Origin of the sequence: Nocardioides houyundeii, assembly GCF_002865585.1 — a bacterium.
In the GTDB taxonomy this organism is placed as follows: Bacteria; Actinomycetota; Actinomycetes; order Propionibacteriales; family Nocardioidaceae; genus Nocardioides; species Nocardioides houyundeii.
This window is the reverse complement of the sequence record NZ_CP025581.1, coordinates 174585-190933: the sequence shown is the minus strand read 5'-3', so window position 1 is coordinate 190933 and position 16349 is coordinate 174585. Positions and strand designations below refer to the sequence as shown.

Below are 16349 nucleotides of genomic sequence, written 5' to 3'. Positions count from 1 at the left end.
TCAGTCGAGGAGGGCGCGGTAGGCACTGGCCCCGGCCTCCCCGGAGAGCTCGTCGGCGTCGAGGTCTGCCACCTGGGCGCCACCGCGCAGCACCAGGGCGGAGCTGCAGGTGCCGATGGCCAGCTCGCGCAGGTGGGTGGAGAGCAGCACGCAGGCGCCCCGGGCGCGGGCGTCGGCCACCACCTCGAAGGTGGCCTCCACGCCGATCGGGTCGACCCCGTCGAAGGGCTCGTCCAGCAGCAGTACGTCGGGGCGGTGGAAGGCGGCCAGGATGACCGAGAGCCGGCGACCCATGCCGTGGGAGAACCCGGCGGTGACCCGGTGCGCCACGTCGCCGAGCTCGAACCGCTCGAGCATCTCCCGGGCGCGCGGCTCCCAGCCCTCGGCACCCTGCTCGGGCATCCGGCGCAGCCGGGCCGCGAGCTGCAGGTGCTCCCACGGCGTGGCGCGGGGCACCAGGCCCCCGACGTCTGGGCAGTAGCCCACTCGCCGCTTGACCGACAGCGCGTCGCGGGCCACGTCGTGACCGGCCACCAGCACGCTGCCCGAGGTGGGCGGCACCACGCCGGCCAGCACCCGCATGGTGGTCGACTTGCCGGCGCCGTTGCGCCCGAGCAGCGCGGTCGCCTGGCCGGCGTACGCCTGGAGCGAGACGCCGGTGACCGCCTCCACCTCGCCGAACCTGACGTGCAGGTCCGCGACGGCGACGGCTGGCCGGGGGGCTGTGGGCTCGGGCGGGGTCACCCGCTGATTCTGGCCGCTGAACGCATGTAACGCCCGGTTTTACACACTTCCGCCCCCGTAGACGGGGGGTGCAAGTGCGTCTAACCGGGCGTTACATGGATGGCGCCGGGCGGCAGGGGTCAGGCGGGGAAGCCCTCGCCCTTGGCGAGGAGCTCGCGCAGGTACGGCGTGGGCGCGAACCGCTCGCCGTACGTCGCGGCCAGCTCCTCGGCGCGGGCCAGGAAGGCACCCAGGCCGATGGTGCCGTCAGCACCCTCGTAGCCGGTCATGAACTGCGCGGCGCCACCGGTGCGCGCCGGGAAGCCGATGCCCATGATGGAGCCGATGTTGGCGGCCGCCGCCGAGGTGAGCACCTCCTCCTCGAAGCACTTCGCGGTCTCGAGCGCCTCGATGAAGAGCATCCGGTCCATGATGTCGGCCAGGGGCGGCTGCTGCTCGGCGGGCGGGAAGGTCTCGGCCAGGCCGGACCACAGCGCGGTCCGCCTGCCGGCCTCGTCGTAGTCGTAGAAGCCGGCGCCCTTCAGCTTCGAGGGGCGACCGATCTCCAGCATCTTCTCCACGACCTGGGTCGAGGGGTCGGCGGAGACGTCCTTGCCCTCGGCACGCCACGCCTCCTCGTTGGCGATCCGGATCTTCTTCATCAGCTCCAGGTTGAGCTCGTCGCTGATCTGCAGCGGACCCACCGGGTAGCCGGCCTGGGTCGCGGCACGCTCCAGCGACATCGGGTGGACACCCTCGGCCAGCATCCGCAGGCCCTCGTTGATCTGGGTGCCGATGACGCGGGAGGTGTAGAACCCGCGACTGTCGTTGACCACGATCGGGGTCTTGCGGATCTGCTGCACCACGTCGTACGCCTTCGCGAGCGCCTCGTCGGAGGTCTCGCGGCCACGGATGATCTCCACCAGCGGCATCTTGTCGACGGGGCTGAAGAAGTGCAGCCCGATGAAGTCGGCCGGGCGGTCCACGCCGGTCGCCAGCTCCGTGATCGGCAGGGTGGAGGTGTTGGAGCACAGCAGCGCGTCGCCCCGCTCATGACCGGTGACGTACGGCGCCACCTCGGCGAAGACCTTCGCCTTGAGGGAGGCGTCCTCGAAGACGGCCTCGATCACCAGGTCGCAGCCGGCCAGGTCGGCCGGGTCGGCGGTGGGGGTGATCCGGCCCAGCAGCTCGTCGCTCTTGTCCTGGGTCAGCTTGCCGCGGGAGACGGCCTTGGCGTTGATCTTCTCCGAGTAGGCCTTGCCCTTCTCGGCGTTGGCCAGCTCGACGTCCTTGAGCACCACCTGCATGCCGGCGCGGGCGCAGACGTAGGCGATGCCGGCGCCCATCATCCCGGCGCCGAGGACGCCGACCTTGGTCGCCTTGAACGGCGCGACCCCCTGCGGGCGCAGGGAGCCGGAGTTGATCGCTTGCAGGTCGAAGAAGAACGCCTGGATCATGTTCGTGGAGTTCTGCCCGCAGACCAGGGTGGTCAGGTAGCGCGACTCGATCCGCGAGGCGGTGTCGAAGTCGGTGTTGGCGCCCTCGACGGCGGCGGCGAGGATCGCCTTCTGCGCGGGGTAGTCGGCGCCCTTGAGCTGCTTGCGCAGCAGTGCCGGGAAGGCGGGCAGGAACGCCGCCAGCGCCGGGGACTTGGGGCTGCCGCCGGGCATCTTGTAGCCGGGACGGTCCCAGGGGTTCTTCGCGGCGTCCGCGTCCTCGCGGTGCTCGGCGATCCAGGCCTTGGCCGCGGGCACCAGCTCCTCGCGGGTGGCGACCAGCTCGTCGACCAGGCCCTTGGCCTTGGCCGCGGCGGGGTTGAACTGCGGCCCCTGGAGCAGCACCTCCATCAGCGCGGTCTGCAGGCCGAGCATCCGGACGGTGCGGGTGACGCCGCCGCCGCCGGGCAGCAGGCCCAGCGTGGCCTCGGGCAGGCCGAGCTTGACCTTGGGGTCGTCCACGACGATGCGCCTGTTGGTGGCCAGCGCGATCTCCAGGCCACCGCCCAGGGCGGTGCCGTTGACCGCGGCCACCACGGGGCGGGGGTAGGTCTCGAGCCGGCGCAGGGTCGCCTTGATCGCCTCGACGCCCGTGAAGATCGCCTCGGCGTCGTCCTTGGTCGCCTTCGCCATCATCTTCAGGTCGCCGCCGGCGAAGAAGGTCTTCTTGGCGCTGGTCACCACGACTCCGGTGACGCTGTCCACCTCGTCGTACAGCCGGGAGACCGCAGCCTCCATGGACCGCTGGTAGATCTCGTTCATGGTGTTGGCGCTGGACGTGGGGTCGTCCATCGTCAGGGTGACGATGCCGTCGGCGTCGCGCTCGTAGTGGACGGCGCTCTGGTCGGCCGTCTGGTCGTTGTGGGTGGTGCTCATGTGTGTGGTGGTCCCTTCTCAGACGAGCTCGACGATGGTGGCGATGCCCATGCCGCCGCCGACGCAGAGCGTGGCGAGGCCGCGGCGCTGGTCGCGCCGCTCGAGCTCGTCGATGAGCGTGCCGAGGATCATGGCGCCGGTGGCACCCAGCGGGTGGCCCATGGCGATGGCGCCGCCGTTGACGTTGGTGATCTCGTCGCTGATGCCCATGTCGCGCATGAAGCGCATGGCGACCGCGGCGAACGCCTCGTTGATCTCGAACAGGTCGATGTCGCCGACCTCGAGCCCGGCCTTGGCCAGCGCCTTGCGGGCGGCGGGTGCGGGACCGGTCAGCATGATCACCGGGTCGGCGCCGGAGACGGCGGTGGAGATGATCCGGGCCCGCGGGGTGAGGCCGAGGTCCTTGCCGATCTGCTCGCTGCCGATCGCCATCAGCGCGGCGCCGTCCACGATCCCCGACGAGTTGCCGGCGTGGTGGACGTGGTTGATCCGCTCGATCCAGTGGTACTTCTCCAGCGCCACGTCGTCGAAGCCGGCGTCCGCGCCGATCTGGGCGAACGACGGCTTGAGGCCGGCGAGGCTCTCGGCGGTGGTGTCGGGACGGATGGTCTCGTCACGGTCCAGCACGACCAGGCCGTTGGCGTCGCGCACCGGCACCACGGCACCGGAGAAGTAGCCGTTGGCCCACGCCTTGGCGGCGCGGTGGTGGGACTGGGCGGCGTAGGCGTCCACGTCGTCGCGGTTCCAGCCCTCGACGGTGGCGATCAGGTCGGCGCCGATGCCCTGGGGCACGAAGCCGGTCTTCAGCGCGGTGGCGGGGTCCTGGGCCCAGGCGCCGCCGTCGGAGCCCATCGGGACGTGGCTCATCGACTCCACGCCACCGGCCAGGATCAGGTCCTCGAACCCCCCGCGCACCCGCGAGGCGGCCTGGTTGACCGCCTCCAGGCCCGAGGCGCAGAAGCGGTTGAGCTGCACGCCCGCGACGGTGTCGGGGTAGCCGGCGGCGATGGCCGCGGTCTTGGCGATGTCCCCGCCCTGCTCGCCGAGGGGGGACACCACGCCGAGCACGACGTCGTCGACGCGGGCCGGGTCGAGCCCGGGGTTGCGCTCCCGGACGGCGTCGAGCAGGCCCACGGCGAGGTCGATGGGCTTGACCTCGTGGAGGCTGCCGGCCGCCTTGCCCTTGCCGCGGGGGGTGCGGATGTGGTCGTACACGAATGCTTCTGCCATGACCGTCCTTGGGTGTGACGTGCGGGGTCGCGTCGCGCTGACGCGGGTGCTCCCTCGATTGTGACATTATTACTGTCACAATCGTCAAGCAGTCTTGCGGATGTGATCGGGACCACCACGCAGCGGTCCAGGTCCCGGAGCAGGCGCGGAGCAGAGCAGGAGGACGGAGGCGACGTGGCAGAACCGATGCACGAGACCGCTGCGGTGGCCGCCGACGCCGCCCGCGGCCTGCTCACCCTCGACGAGCTCACGGCCCGGGTCGGCATGAGCGTGCGCAACATCCGCTTCTACACCACCAAGGGCCTGGTGCCGCCGCCGATCCGGCGCGGCCGTTCCGGCTACTACTCCGCCGACCACGTCGCGCGGCTGGAGCTGGTCCAGGAGCTGCAGAGCCACGGGTTCACCCTGGCCGCCATCGAGCGGTACGTCGCGGGCATCCCGGCCGACGCCAGCGCCGAGGACGTCGCGCTGCACCGCACCATGCTCGCCCCGTGGATGGCCGAGATGCCGGTGGAGATGACCCGCGCCGAGCTCTGCGGCCGGGCGGGCCGGGAGCTGACCGAGGACGACCTGTCCACCCTGGAGGCCCTCAACATCGTGCTGCCGGCCACCCGGGGCCGGTTCCGGGTCGCGGTCTCCCAGCTCTCCGTCGGCCTGGGGCTGCTCGAGCTCGGCTACCCGGTCGAGGCCGCCCGGGCCGCGAGCGAGCTCTACGCCCGCCACGGACGCGAGATCGCCCACGAGCTCTACGAGCTGTTCCGCACCATGGTCTGGCCCAAGTACAAGGAGTCGGGCATGACCCCGGACCGGCTCAAGGAGGTCGTGGAGCGCCTCAAGCCGCTCTCGGTCGCCGCCCTGGTCTCGGCGTACGAGGCGGCGATGGACGAGACCAAGCGCGAAGGCATCCGCAAGCGCGCCCGCTGAGCCGTCACCTCGACGCCTCGGGCGGCGTGGTCACTCCGGGTCGGGCCGCATGTGCGTCCAGGGCTTGGCCAGCGGGAAGCGGCGGCCGCTGATCTCGGTCGGCCGCACCTCGACCACGTTGTACTTCAGCGACTTCACCCAGGGCCGCAGCGGGACGTTCTCGGCACGGTGCTCCTCGTCCTCCTCCAGCTTGCGGGCGACCCCGCGGATGATGACGCTGACCGCCTGCCGGTCGTCGTACTCGTCGACCTCGAAGGCGACGTCGGGGTTCATCACCACGCCCAGCAGCTTGCTGCCCTCCGCGGTGCGGAAGAGCAGGGTGTCGTGGTCGACGGCGTAGTTGACCGGGGCGATGTGCACCTCCTCCACGAGGTGGTACGCCATCCGGCCGAACTCGTGGCTGCGCAGGAACTCCCAGCACTCGGCTTCGTCGAGCTGGACAAAGGACTCATCACCGATCATGAGTAGAAACTACTGTCTTCGGCACGAGACCGACAGGGACCTATGGCCGGACTGCTCACCCACCCCGGGCCTACGCTGGCGAGCATGACCGCCACCGAGACATCGCGCGTCCTGGTCACCGGCGCCACCGGCTTCGTCGGCAGCCGTCTGGTGCCGGCCCTGATCGACCAGGGGTACGACGTACGGGCGATGACCCGGCGCCCCCAGGAGTACGACGGCCCGGGGACGCCCGTGGGCGCCGACGTGGACGACGAGACCACCCTGGGCCCGGCCCTGGACGGCATCGACGTGGCGGTCTACCTGGTGCACAGCCTGGACCACGACGACTTCGAGTCCAAGGACCGTGACGCGGCGCGAGCCTTCGGCAAGGCCGCGGCCGCCGCCGGGGTGCGCCAGGTCGTCTACCTCGGCGGGCTCGGCGCCGATGACCAGAAGCTCTCCGCCCACCTGCGCAGCCGCCGCGAGGTGGAGTCCCTGCTCGGCGAGACGGGGGTGCCGGTGACCGTGCTGCGAGCAGCCATCGTGGTCGGCGCGGGAGGCATCTCCTGGGAGATCACCCGCCAGCTGGTCAAGAACCTGCCGGCCATGGTGGTGCCCAGGTGGGCGCAGACGAAGACCCAGCCCATCGCCCTCCACGACGTGATCCGCTACCTGGTGGGAGTGGTGGACAACGACCAGGCGTTCGGCCGGGTCTTCGAGATCGGCGGCCCCGAGGCGATGACCTACACCCAGATGCTCCAGGTCGCCTCCGAGGTGATGACCGGCGACGCCGTGCCCATCGTCTCGGTGCCCGTGATGAGCCCGCGGCTCTCCTCGCACTGGCTCTCCCTGGTCACCGACACCGACACCACCACGGGACGCAACCTCATCGACTCCATGGGCGTCGAGGTGGTGGTCAGCGACCACTCGATCCGCGAGCTGGTCCCGGGCGAGCCGCTCAGCTACCAGGAGGCGGTACGCCGGGCGCTGGAGGAGCAGGGCCGCTGAGCGAGGCCCCTGCCCCGGGAGGTCGGGCTCAGGCGAAGACCAGCGGGAGCACCAGCAGCATCGTGACCGACCAGCTCACGTGCGTCAGGATCGGGCCCAGGATGCCCCCGGAGGCGCGCCGCTCCAGCCCGCACAGCACGCCGAGCAGCGCGGCGGCGAAAGCGAGCATCACGTTGCCGGTGGCCAGGGTGACGACCAGGTAGGCCAGGCTCGTCCACAGCACCGGGTGCCGGGGCACCGCGGCGTACGCCGCCCCCCGGAAGAAGAGCTCCTCGGCGATCCCGTTGACCGTGGTGATCAGCACCAGCAACGGCACCGACCCTTGGTCGGCGAAGTCCAGCACCGAGCGCACCTGCTCGTCGAGCCACGGGATCTGGCGCACCACGAGGGCCCCGGCCACGAACACCCCGGCCAGGCCGAAGCCGATCACCAGCGGGGTGAGCACCGGGCGGGTGAGCCGGTCCCCGAAGGCGATCCGCCCCAGGTGCAGCCGCCCGGAGACGAAGGCGCCGACCGTCCACACCGCCGCCAGCGCGAACGTGCCGACGTAGAACAGCGAGTCCCCGGGCTCCAGCCGGATCGACCAGCCGAGCACCAGGGCGCCGACCACGGCCACGGCCACGGTGACCACCTGGCGGCGCCGCAGCCCCTCGGCGGTGTCGCGCTGGTCCCGGGGGACGACGTCCCACAGGGCTCGACGGAGCCAGACCTGCACCGGCGACCACCTCCCTGCCTGCGCCCACGCTGCCTACGCTGCGGCCAGCCCGGTCGACTCTACGGGGCGGCCAAGCGGGTGCCGGCCGAGGCGACGCCGAGCCAGTCGTGGGGGTTGCCGTCCCAGCACCACCCCAGCTTGGGGGCGCGGTTGCTGATCCACAGCCCCGGCACCCGACGGTCGCCGCGGCGGGAGCCGGCGAGTGAGAAGCACTTGTTGCGCTCCAGCAGGTACGGCGCCTGGGTGAGCACAGCGATGCCCTCCTCGATGGTCAGCGGGGTGCGTCCCCGCTCCCGGATCACCCTCAGGGCCTGCTCGGGGGTACGCCGCAGAACTCCTCGCCGCGGTCGACGTCGGCCAGCAGGTAGACGCCGCTTGGGGGCAGGTCGAGCTCGGGAAGCGGCAGGTAGGCGTCCAGCCCACCCTCGGGGTGGTGCCGGTCCACGATCCCGGGCTTCGCGCTGCCGGGCAGGCGCAGCAGCGGCACCGTGGACTCCGGGGGCACCAGCGTCCGGTCCACCACCACGACGTGCCGGAGGTGACCGTCCTCAGCGGGTGGCGGGGACGGGACGGCGACCGGCTCGGGCAGCTCGAGCGCGAGCAGCGGTGCCAGCCGGCCGCGGAAGGCGGCCTCGTCGAGCCCGGCGAGCGCGGGATAGCCCAGGTCGACCAGGCGGTCCACCTGGGGCTGGAGAGGATGACGGACAGGTCCGGACATGGAAGAACTCCTCGGGTGGCGGCACGAGATCAACGCACCGTCACACCGAGGAGTTCCTCAGCTCATGCTGCTACCGGTCAGCGGCGTCCGCTGAAGCTGGAAGCGCTGTGGCTGCCACTCCCGGCTGCGGCCGCGGGACGACGCCGTGCGCCGCCGCCGGCGGGGCGACCGCCGGTGGCCGGGCTCTTCGGCGTGCGCTGGCCGCCGGCGGACTGGCCACCGGAGCCTCCGCGCGACTGGCCCGACGTGGTGCTCTTCGCACCACGCGCGCCGCCGCCGGTGCGCGAGCGGTTGCGACCGCCGCCACCGCTGCGGGCACCAGTGGACTCACCGCTGCTGCGCCCACCCGCGGGGGCCGGCGGCGCGTAGCCACCGGGCACCAGGGTGCGAGCACCGGGAGCCAGCTCGGTCAGGATCGGGTGACCCGCCGAGGTGATCTTGGTGGTGGTCGGCTTGATGCCGGCCAGCCGCGTCAGGTCGCGGACGTCGCGCACCTGGTCGTCGGTCATCAGCGTGATGACGGTGCCCTCGGCGCCGGCGCGGGCGGTGCGGCCCGAGCGGTGCAGGTAGGCCTTGTGCTCGGACGGCGGGTCGGCGTGGACCACGAGCGCCACGTCGTCGACGTGGATGCCGCGGGCCGCGACGTCGGTGGCCACCAGCGTGGAGGCCTTGCCGGAGTGGAACGCCTCCATGTTGCGGGTGCGCGCGTTCTGCGACAGGTTGCCGTGCAGCTCGACGGCGGGCACGCCCTTGCTGTTGAGCTGGCGGGCCAGCGCCTTGGCGCCGTGCTTGGTGCGGGTGAAGATCACCGTGCGGCCGGGCGCGCTGGTCAGGTCCACCAGGACCGAGACCTTCTGCTCGCGACCGATGTGCAGCACGTGGTGGGACATCTTCGCCACCGGCGACTGGGCCGAGTCGGCTTCGTGGGTGACCGGGTTGTGCAGGAAGCGCTTGACCAGGACGTCGATCGCCTTGTCCAGGGTCGCGGAGAAGAGCAGCCGCTGGCCCTGCTGGGGCGTCTTGTCCATGATCCGGCGGACGCCGGGCAGGAAGCCCAGGTCGGCCATGTGGTCGGCCTCGTCGAGGATGGTGGTCTCGACGGCGGAGAGGTCGCAGTGACCCTGGCCCATCAGGTCCTCGAGGCGACCCGGGCAGGCGATGACGATGTCGACGCCCTTCTTCAGGCCGGCGACCTGCGGGTTCTGGCCGACGCCACCGAAGACGGTGAGCGTGGAGAGCCCGGCCTCCTTGGCCAGGGGCAGCAGCGCCTCGCGGATCTGGGTGACCAGCTCGCGGGTCGGCGCCATGATCAGCGCGCGCGGCTTGCGCGGCATGGCCGGCATCTTGCTCGCGTCGAGGCGGGCGACCAGCGGGAGCAGGAACGCGTAGGTCTTGCCCGATCCGGTGCGGCCCCGGCCCAGCACGTCGCGGCCGGCCAGGGAGTCAGGCAGCGTGGCCGCCTGGATCGGGGTGGGGATGGTGATGCCTTGCGCCTCGAGCACTGCGGACAGGTTCGAGGGCACGCCAAGTTCGGCGAAGTTCATGTGATGATCTTTCGGTTGGTGTCTCACCAACGCGCTTCCGCCGGATGGCGGGGCTGGCAGTCGAGGACTGCTGCGTGTGCCTCACGAGAAGTGAGGACGGGATTCGAGCGTGTCGCTCCCGCAGGACGGTCGAGGCAAGACTTGACGAGCCGTCTGACGCCAGAGTAACCCCCACGTCCGCTCAGCGGAGAATCCTGGTGTTACTGGTGTGACCTGAGGTACACCTCGGCAGGCGGCCCAGGCTCACCGCAGGGACAGCACGCCGTCGTCGATGGCCCCGCGCCGGATCGTGCGGACGTCGTGGACGTAGTTCTGCCGCAGCTTCCACGGCTCGGTCGACCCCTGCTTGGGCAGTCGGTCCAGCGCCCGCAGCACGTAGCCGGCGGAGAAGTCCATGAACGGCTCCTCGGCGATCTCCGGGTCGCGGACCGGCACCGCCGTACGGGCGCCGGTGGCGTCCAGGTGCGCCAGCAGCCGGCACACGTACTCGGCCACCAGGTCGGCCTTCAACGTCCAGGAGGCGTTGGTGTAGCCGATCGTGTAGGCGAAGTTCGGGATGCCCGAGAGCATCATCGCCTTGTAGGCCATGGTCTGGGTCAGGTCGACGGGCTGCTGGTCGACCGAGATGGTCATGCCCCCGAAGGCCAGCAGGTTGAGCCCGGTGGCGGTGACCACCAGGTCGGCGTCCAGGTGCTCCCCGAGGCGAGCCGGATGCCGGTCTCGTCGAAGGTCTCGATGGTCCCGGTGGCCACCGACGCCCCGCCCTGCTTGATGGCGCGGAAGAGATCGCCGTCCGGCACCAGGCACATCCGCTGGTCCCAGGGGCCGTACGTCGGCTTGAAGTGGGTGTCGACCGGGTAGCCCTCGGGCAGCATGCGGGCGTTGAGGCGGCGGATCATCCGGCGCACCGGGCCGGGCCAGCGCTGGGAGGCCTGGAAGAGCAGCGTGGCCTGGGCGACGTTCTTCCACCGGGTCACCATGTAGGAGGCCTTCTCGGGAGCACCTTCTTCAGCTTCTGCCCGATCACGTCCACCCCCGGCACCGGCAGGACGTACGTCGGGGAGCGCTGCAGCATCGTCACGTGGCCCGCCCCGGCCTGGGCGAGCGCGGGCACCAGGGTGACCGCGGTGGCCCCGGAGCCGATGACCACCACGCGCTTGCCCGCGACGTCGAGCGCCTGGGGCCAGTGCTGGGGGTGCACCACGGTGCCGCGGAAGTCGGCGATGCCCGGGAACGAGGGCGAGTAGCCCTGGTCGTAGTCGTAGTAGCCGCTGCAGGCCCACAGGAACGAGCAGGTGTAGTGCTCGCGCACCTTCAGCGACCCGCCCCGACATCCTCCCGCTCGGTCTCCACGGTGACGGTCCAGCGGGCCGCCTCGGAGTCCCAGTCGGCCGCCGCCACGCGGCGGTCGTACCGGATGTGGCTGTCCACGCCGTACTCGACGGCGGTCTCGCGCACGTAGTCGAGGATGGCGGCGCCGTCGGCCAGCGCCTTGTCCCCGCGCCAGGGCTTGAACCGGTACCCGAGGGTGAACATGTCGGAGTCCGAGCGGACGCCGGGGTAGCGGAAGAGGTCCCAGGTGCCGCCCATCCGCGGTCGGCTCTCCAGCACCAGGTAGCTCTTGCCGGGCAGCTCGCGGGTGAGCTGGCTGGCGGCCCCGATCCCCGACAGCCCGGCGCCGATGATCAGGACGTCGACGTGCTGGACGGAGTTGCCGGCATCCGGCTGCGCGTTCATGCGGGGAACATACTCCCAGTACTCACGTCACCGCAGCAGCGAACTGCGCGCGGTGCAGCCGGGCGTACGCGCCGTCGGCGGCGATCAGCTCCTCGTGCGTGCCCTGCTCGACGATCGCCCCCGACTCCATCACCAGGATCAGGTCCGCGTCGCGGATCGTGGAGAGCCGGTGCGCGATGACGAACGAGGTGCGGTCGGTGCGCAGCGCCGTCATCGCCTGCTGGAGCAGCAGCTCGGTCCGGGTGTCGACCGAGGAGGTCGCCTCGTCCAGGATCAGCAGCGCCGGGTCGATCAGGAAGGCGCGGGCGATCGTGACCAGCTGCCGCTCCCCCGCCGAGAGGTTGGACCCCTCCTCGTCGATGACGGTGTCGTAGCCCTCGGGCAGCGAGTGCACGAACCGGTCCACGAACGTGGCCCGCGCCGCTGCCAGCACCTCCTCCTCGTCGGCACCGGGCCGGCCGTAGGCGATGTTGTCGCGGATGGTGCCCTGGAACAGCCACGAGTCCTGGAGCACCATCCCCACGCGTCCGCGCAGCTGGGCGCGGGGCAGCTCGGCGATGTCGTGCCCGTCGACGGTGATCCGGCCGCCGTCCAGGTCGTAGAAGCGCATCAGCAGGTTGACCAGGGTGGTCTTGCCGGCACCGGTGGGGCCGACGATCGCGACCGTCTGCCCCGGCCGGGCGACCAGGGACAGGTGGCTGATCAGCGGACGCTCGGGGTCGTAGGAGAACGAGACGTCGGAGAAGACCACCTCGCCGCGGGTGATCGCCGCCTGCGACGGCGGCGGGTCGGCCGGCTCCTCGTCCGCGTCGAGGAGCTCGAAGACCCGCTCGGCCGACGCCACCCCGGACTGCAGCAGGTTGGCCATCGAGGCGACCTGGGTCAGCGGCTGGTTGAACTGGCGGGCGTACTGGATGAAGGCCTGCACCTCGCCGAGGGTCATCGTCCCGCTCGCCACCCGCAGGGCGCCCAGCACCGCGATCACGACGTAGAGCAGGTTCCCGACGAACATCATCGCCGGCATGATCAGGCCGCTGATGAACTGCGCGCCGAAGCTGACCCGGAACAGCTCCTGGTTCTCCTCGGCGAAGGTCTGCTCGATCTCCTCCTGCCGGCCGAAGACCTTGACCAGAGCGTGCCCGGAGAACGCCTCCTCCACCTGGGAGTTCAGCGCGCCGGTACGCCGCCACTGGGCGACGAACTTGCCCTGGGAGCGCTTCATGATGGCGCGGGTGATCAGCAGCGAGAGCGGCACCGAGACCAGGGAGACCAGGGCCAGGGTGGGCGAGATCCAGAACATCATCGCGAGCACGGCGAACACCGACAGCACCGCGGTGAGCAGCTGGCTCATCGTCTGCTGCAGGGTCTGGCTGACGTTGTCGATGTCGTTGGTGACGCGACTGAGCAGCTCCCCGCGCGAGGACCTGTCGACCGCGGCGAGCGGCAGCCGGTGGATCTTCTCCTCCACCCCGGCCCGCATCCGGCGCACGGTCTTCTGCACCACGTCGTTGACCAGGTAGCCCTGGAGCCAGGCCAGCAGCGACGCGGCCGCGTAGACGGCCACCACGATCAGCAGCACCTGGCCGACCGCGCCGAAGTCGACGCCGGCCCCGGGCACCACGTCCTGGCCGCGGATGGCCTCGGGAAGCTCGGAGTCGGGGGTGCCGGGGGCGAACTGCCGGCCCAGCACGCCGGTGAAGATCAGGTCCGTGGCGTGGCCGAGGATCCGGGGGCCGATCGCGGTCATGAGGACCGAGAGGGCGCCGAACGCCACCACCAGCGCCGCGGTCACCCGGTCCGGGCGGAGCAGCCCGATCAGCCGCTTGCCGGACTCGCCGAAGCTCTCGGGCTTCTGGGCGACCATCGCGCCGCCGGGCCCGTGGCCCGGGCCGGGCGGGGCGATCCGCTCGGTCTCCTTGAGACCTTGCGGGCGCTTGACCTGGTCCGGCGCCTGGTCCGGGGACTCGCTCATGCCAGCGCCCCTTCGTCGGTGCCGAGCTGGGAGGTGACGATCTCCTGGTACGTCGGGCAGTCGGTCAGCAGCTCGGCGTGCGTGCCGTGCCCCACCACCCGGCCGTCGTCCAGGACCACGATCTGGTCGGCGGTGGTGATGGAGGAGACCCGCTGCGCCACCACGATGACCGTCGCGTCCCGGGTGACGGGCCGCAGCGCCGCCCGCAGGCGGGCGTCCGTGGCGACGTCGAGGGCGGAGAAGGAGTCGTCGAAGAGGTACACCGCGGGACGGCGGACCAGGGCGCGGGCGATGGCCAGGCGCTGCCGCTGACCGCCGGAGAAATTGGTGCCGCCCTGGGCGACCGGGGCGTCCAGCCCTTCGGGCAGCGCCGCCACGAACTCACGCGCCTGCGCGATCTCCAGCGCGGCCCAGAGGTCGTCCTCGCTGGCGCCCGGGCGGCCGTGCAGCAGGTTGCTGCGCACCGTGCCGCTGAACAGCCAGGCCTTCTGGGGGACCAGGCCGATCCCCGCCCACAGGGTCTGCGGCTCCACCCGGCGTACGTCGTGCCCGCCGACCCGGATCTCGCCGCCGGTGACGTCGACCAGCCGGGCCACCAGGTTGACCAGGGTGGTCTTGCCGGAGCCGGTGGAGCCCACCACGGCCACGGTCTGGCCCGGACGGGCCGAGAACGAGACCTCGCTCAGCACCGGGTCGGCAGCGCCGGGGTAGGCGAAGGTGACCCGGTCCAGGTCGACCCAGCCGCGCCGGTCCGGGTCCAGGGGCAGCGGGTCGGACGGCGGGGTCAGGGAGGTCCGGGTGTCCAGCACCTCGGTGATCCGGTCGGCGCAGACCGCAGCGCGGGGAACCTGCATCAGCATGAAGGTCGCCATCATCACGCTCATCATGATGAGCATCAGGTAGGACAGGAACGCGGTGAGCGAGCCGACGCCCGAGTCCCCGGAGTCGACCCGGTGGCCGCCGAACCAGATGACCGCGACGCTGCCCAGGTTGACCAGCAGGATCACCAGCGGGAAGAGCGTGGCCATCCACCGGCCGGCGCGAACGGCCACCTCGGTGAGCTCGTCGTTGGCGCGGCCGAAGCGGGCGGTCTCGTACGGCTCGCGGACGAAGGCGCGGACCACCCGGATACCGGCGATCTGCTCGCGCAGGATCCGGTTGACGGAGTCGAGGCGGGCCTGCATGAGCCGGAAGCTCGGCACCATCCGGCTCACCACCAGCCCGACGCTGATGATGAGCGCGGGCACGACGACGGCCAGCAGCCAGCCGAGGCCGGCGTCCTGGCGCAGCGCCATCGCGACCCCGCCGACCATCATCAGCGGTGAGGTGACGGCGATGATGCAGGCCATCGCGACGAGCATCTGGACCTGCTGGACGTCGTTGGTGGTGCGGGTGATGAGCGAGGGCGCCCCGAACTGCGACACCTCGCGCGCGGAGAAGCTGCCGACCCGGTGGAAGAGCGCGGCGCGCAGGTCCCGGCCCACGCTCATCGCGGTGCGCGCCCCGAACCAGGCGGCGCCGACCGAGCCCACCATCTGGACCAGGGAGACCGCCAGCATCACCGCGCCCACCCGGACGATGTAGCCGGTGTCCCCGGTGGTCACCCCGTTGTCGATGATGGCGGCGTTGAGGCTGGGCAGGACCAGCGCGGCCAGCACGCTGACACCCTGGAGGGCGACGACTGCCACGAGCCAGGAGCGGTAGGGCGCGAGCTGCTCGCGCAGAAGTCGGATCAGCATGTCCGGACCAGCCTAGGCCCACCCGCCCACAGCGCCCGAGGGTTCTCCACCGCCGTCAGGCCTGGACGGCGGCTCCGGAGTCGAGCAGCGCGTCCACCGCCGTCACGCCCCAGACAGCCAGCGCCTCCCGGGTCTGCCCGCCGGTGGCCGGCGGCGACATCGAGATCGTGGGCCGGGTCCGGGAGAAGCGCGGGGCGGGGGCGGGCTGCACGACCCCGTCCCGCTCGACGTAGGTGCCCCGCGCGACCAGGTGCGGGTGCCGGGCCGCCTCGGTCATCGGCACGATCGGCGCCACGCAGGCGTCGGTGCCGTCGAAGACCTCGGCCCACTCCGCCTGGGTGCGCTCGGCGAAGCGCGCAGTGAAGGCCTCGCGGATGGTGGCCAGGTTGGCCGGGTCGTTGCGGTCCGGCAGCTGCTCGAGGTCGAGCAGCCGCAGCAGCTCGGCGTAGAACTGGGGCTCCAGGGCACCCACCGAGAGGTGACGGCCGTCGCTGGTCTCGTAGACGTCGTAGAAGGGCACGCCGCCGTCGAGCAGGGAGACCGCGCGCTGCTCGCGCTGCACGCCCATCCCCAGCAGGCCGGCGTACATGGTGTTGAGGTGGGCGGCGCCGTCCACGATGGCGGCGTCCACGACCTGACCCCGACCGGAGACCTTCGCCTCCAGCAGCGCGGCGAGCACCCCGATCACCAGGTAGGTGGAGCCGCCCCCGAAGTCGCCGAGCAGGTTGGTCGGGAAGTGCGGCCGGGCGGGGTCCTGGCCCAGGCCGTGCAGGACCCCGGAGAGGGCGAGGTAGTTCATGTCGTGGCCGGCGACCTCGGCCAGCGGGCCGTCCTGGCCCCAGCCGGTCATCCGACCGTAGACCAGCGCGGGGTTGCGCTCCCAGCACTGGTCGGGGCCCAGCCCCAGGCGCTCGGTGACCCCGGGCCGCATGCCCTCGACCAGCACGTCGGCGCCGGCGACCAGCTCCAGCACCGCCGCCACCGCCTCGGGGCGCTTGAGGTCGAGCGCCACGCTGGGGCGCCCACGCGTCAGCAGGTCGCTCGGCCCGCCGCCGAGCGGGTTGCCGCCCGGGCGCTCCACGCGGATCACGTCGGCCCCGAGGTCGGCCAGGATCGTGCACGCGTGCGGCCCGGGACCGATGCCGGCGATCTCGACGACCTTGACGCCCCTGAGCGGGCCCGTGCCCTGACCGAGTTCGTAGACCATGTCGGCATTGTGACAGAAC

The 16349-nt window shown here is 71.7% G+C and carries 15 protein-coding genes and 1 pseudogene; 2 read left to right on the top strand and 14 right to left on the bottom strand.

The features are described from left to right. The 3 genes from C0R66_RS00925 to C0R66_RS00915 form a co-directional block, all read right to left on the bottom strand. Complete coding sequence (locus C0R66_RS00925) at positions 1–744, bottom strand: ABC transporter ATP-binding protein (protein WP_241901529.1); 744 nt, start codon at positions 742–744, stop codon at positions 1–3. A gap of 119 nt (positions 745–863) precedes the next feature. Continuing rightward, positions 864–3095 (bottom strand): 3-hydroxyacyl-CoA dehydrogenase NAD-binding domain-containing protein, encoded by a 2232-nt coding sequence (locus C0R66_RS00920; protein ID WP_101523099.1) that lies wholly within the window; start codon positions 3093–3095, stop codon positions 864–866. A gap of 18 nt (positions 3096–3113) precedes the next feature. Then, positions 3114–4325 carry an acetyl-CoA C-acetyltransferase gene (locus C0R66_RS00915; RefSeq protein ID WP_101523098.1) on the bottom strand — a complete coding sequence of 404 codons (1212 nt, stop codon included), beginning with the start codon at positions 4323–4325 and terminating at the stop codon, positions 3114–3116. A 174-nt stretch (positions 4326–4499) separates the two neighbouring features. Here C0R66_RS00915 and C0R66_RS00910 point away from each other — a divergent pair, with 174 nt between their 5' ends. After that, the gene (locus C0R66_RS00910) at positions 4500–5249 is read left to right on the top strand and encodes a MerR family transcriptional regulator (RefSeq protein WP_241901528.1); all 750 of its coding nucleotides are present in this window, start codon (positions 4500–4502) and stop codon (positions 5247–5249) included. 30 nt (positions 5250–5279) lie between these two features. Here the strand turns inward: C0R66_RS00910 and C0R66_RS00905 are convergent, their stop codons facing one another. Then, on the bottom strand, positions 5280–5711 hold the full coding sequence (locus tag C0R66_RS00905; protein ID WP_101523096.1) for a pyridoxamine 5'-phosphate oxidase family protein: 432 nt from the start codon (positions 5709–5711) through the stop codon (positions 5280–5282). 84 nt (positions 5712–5795) lie between these two features. Between C0R66_RS00905 and C0R66_RS00900 the strand changes: the two genes are divergently transcribed. Further along, a complete protein-coding gene (locus C0R66_RS00900) occupies positions 5796–6698 on the top strand; it encodes an NAD(P)H-binding protein (protein WP_101525960.1) in 903 nt (300 codons plus the stop codon). Positions 6699–6726: 28 nt separating this feature from the next. Here C0R66_RS00900 and C0R66_RS00895 read toward each other — a convergent pair whose 3' ends face one another. From C0R66_RS00895 to C0R66_RS00865, 10 genes and pseudogenes are all read right to left on the bottom strand, one after another. Further along, on the bottom strand, positions 6727–7413 hold the full coding sequence (locus tag C0R66_RS00895; RefSeq protein WP_101523095.1) for a CPBP family intramembrane glutamic endopeptidase: 687 nt from the start codon (positions 7411–7413) through the stop codon (positions 6727–6729). A 59-nt stretch (positions 7414–7472) separates the two neighbouring features. Continuing rightward, positions 7473–8131: pseudogene (locus C0R66_RS19230) on the bottom strand (DUF5701 family protein). A 77-nt stretch (positions 8132–8208) separates the two neighbouring features. After that, complete coding sequence (locus tag C0R66_RS00885; RefSeq protein WP_101523094.1) at positions 8209–9675, bottom strand: DEAD/DEAH box helicase; 1467 nt, start codon at positions 9673–9675, stop codon at positions 8209–8211. A gap of 243 nt (positions 9676–9918) precedes the next feature. Continuing rightward, the gene (locus C0R66_RS19820) at positions 9919–10350 is read right to left on the bottom strand and encodes an NAD(P)/FAD-dependent oxidoreductase (RefSeq protein ID WP_277869150.1); all 432 of its coding nucleotides are present in this window, start codon (positions 10348–10350) and stop codon (positions 9919–9921) included. After that, positions 10305–10655 (bottom strand): NAD(P)/FAD-dependent oxidoreductase, encoded by a 351-nt coding sequence (locus tag C0R66_RS19815; protein ID WP_277869149.1) that lies wholly within the window; start codon positions 10653–10655, stop codon positions 10305–10307. The genes C0R66_RS19820 and C0R66_RS19815 overlap by 46 nt, the downstream gene beginning before the upstream one ends. Continuing rightward, entirely contained in the window at positions 10649–10987 is a 339-nt protein-coding gene (locus C0R66_RS19810; protein WP_277869148.1) for an NAD(P)/FAD-dependent oxidoreductase, read from the bottom strand. Before C0R66_RS19810 ends, C0R66_RS19815 begins: the two co-directional genes overlap by 7 nt. 2 nt (positions 10988–10989) lie before the next feature. Then, positions 10990–11412 carry an NAD(P)-binding protein gene (locus C0R66_RS19805; RefSeq protein WP_277869147.1) on the bottom strand — a complete coding sequence of 141 codons (423 nt, stop codon included), beginning with the start codon at positions 11410–11412 and terminating at the stop codon, positions 10990–10992. Positions 11413–11434: 22 nt separating this feature from the next. Then, a complete protein-coding gene (locus C0R66_RS00875; RefSeq protein WP_199286752.1) occupies positions 11435–13384 on the bottom strand; it encodes an ABC transporter ATP-binding protein in 1950 nt (649 codons plus the stop codon). After that, on the bottom strand, positions 13381–15123 hold the full coding sequence (locus C0R66_RS00870) for an ABC transporter ATP-binding protein (protein WP_101523093.1): 1743 nt from the start codon (positions 15121–15123) through the stop codon (positions 13381–13383). The genes C0R66_RS00875 and C0R66_RS00870 overlap by 4 nt, the downstream gene beginning before the upstream one ends. Before the next feature lie 55 nt (positions 15124–15178). Continuing rightward, positions 15179–16330, bottom strand: a complete 1152-nt coding sequence (locus C0R66_RS00865) for a CaiB/BaiF CoA transferase family protein (RefSeq protein WP_101523092.1) — start codon at positions 16328–16330, stop codon at positions 15179–15181. Positions 16331–16349 lie beyond the last annotated feature (19 nt).

Excerpts from the sequence above, each read along its gene's own strand:
- C0R66_RS00915 (WP_101523098.1), bottom strand. The coding sequence starts at position 4,325 with ATGGCAGAAGCATTCGTGTACGACCACATCCGCACCCCCCGCGGCAAG.
- C0R66_RS00865 (WP_101523092.1), bottom strand. The coding sequence starts at position 16,330 with ATGGTCTACGAACTCGGTCAGGGCACGGGCCCGCTCAGGGGCGTCAAG.
- C0R66_RS00900 (WP_101525960.1), top strand. The coding sequence starts at position 5,796 with ATGACCGCCACCGAGACATCGCGCGTCCTGGTCACCGGCGCCACCGGC.
- C0R66_RS00870 (WP_101523093.1), bottom strand. The coding sequence starts at position 15,123 with ATGCTGATCCGACTTCTGCGCGAGCAGCTCGCGCCCTACCGCTCCTGG.
- C0R66_RS00875 (WP_199286752.1), bottom strand. The coding sequence starts at position 13,384 with ATGAGCGAGTCCCCGGACCAGGCGCCGGACCAGGTCAAGCGCCCGCAA.
- C0R66_RS19815 (WP_277869149.1), bottom strand. The coding sequence starts at position 10,655 with ATGGTGACCCGGTGGAAGAACGTCGCCCAGGCCACGCTGCTCTTCCAG.
- C0R66_RS00905 (WP_101523096.1), bottom strand. The coding sequence starts at position 5,711 with ATGATCGGTGATGAGTCCTTTGTCCAGCTCGACGAAGCCGAGTGCTGG.
- C0R66_RS19805 (WP_277869147.1), bottom strand. The coding sequence starts at position 11,412 with ATGAACGCGCAGCCGGATGCCGGCAACTCCGTCCAGCACGTCGACGTC.
- C0R66_RS00885 (WP_101523094.1), bottom strand. The coding sequence starts at position 9,675 with ATGAACTTCGCCGAACTTGGCGTGCCCTCGAACCTGTCCGCAGTGCTC.
- C0R66_RS00920 (WP_101523099.1), bottom strand. The coding sequence starts at position 3,095 with ATGAGCACCACCCACAACGACCAGACGGCCGACCAGAGCGCCGTCCAC.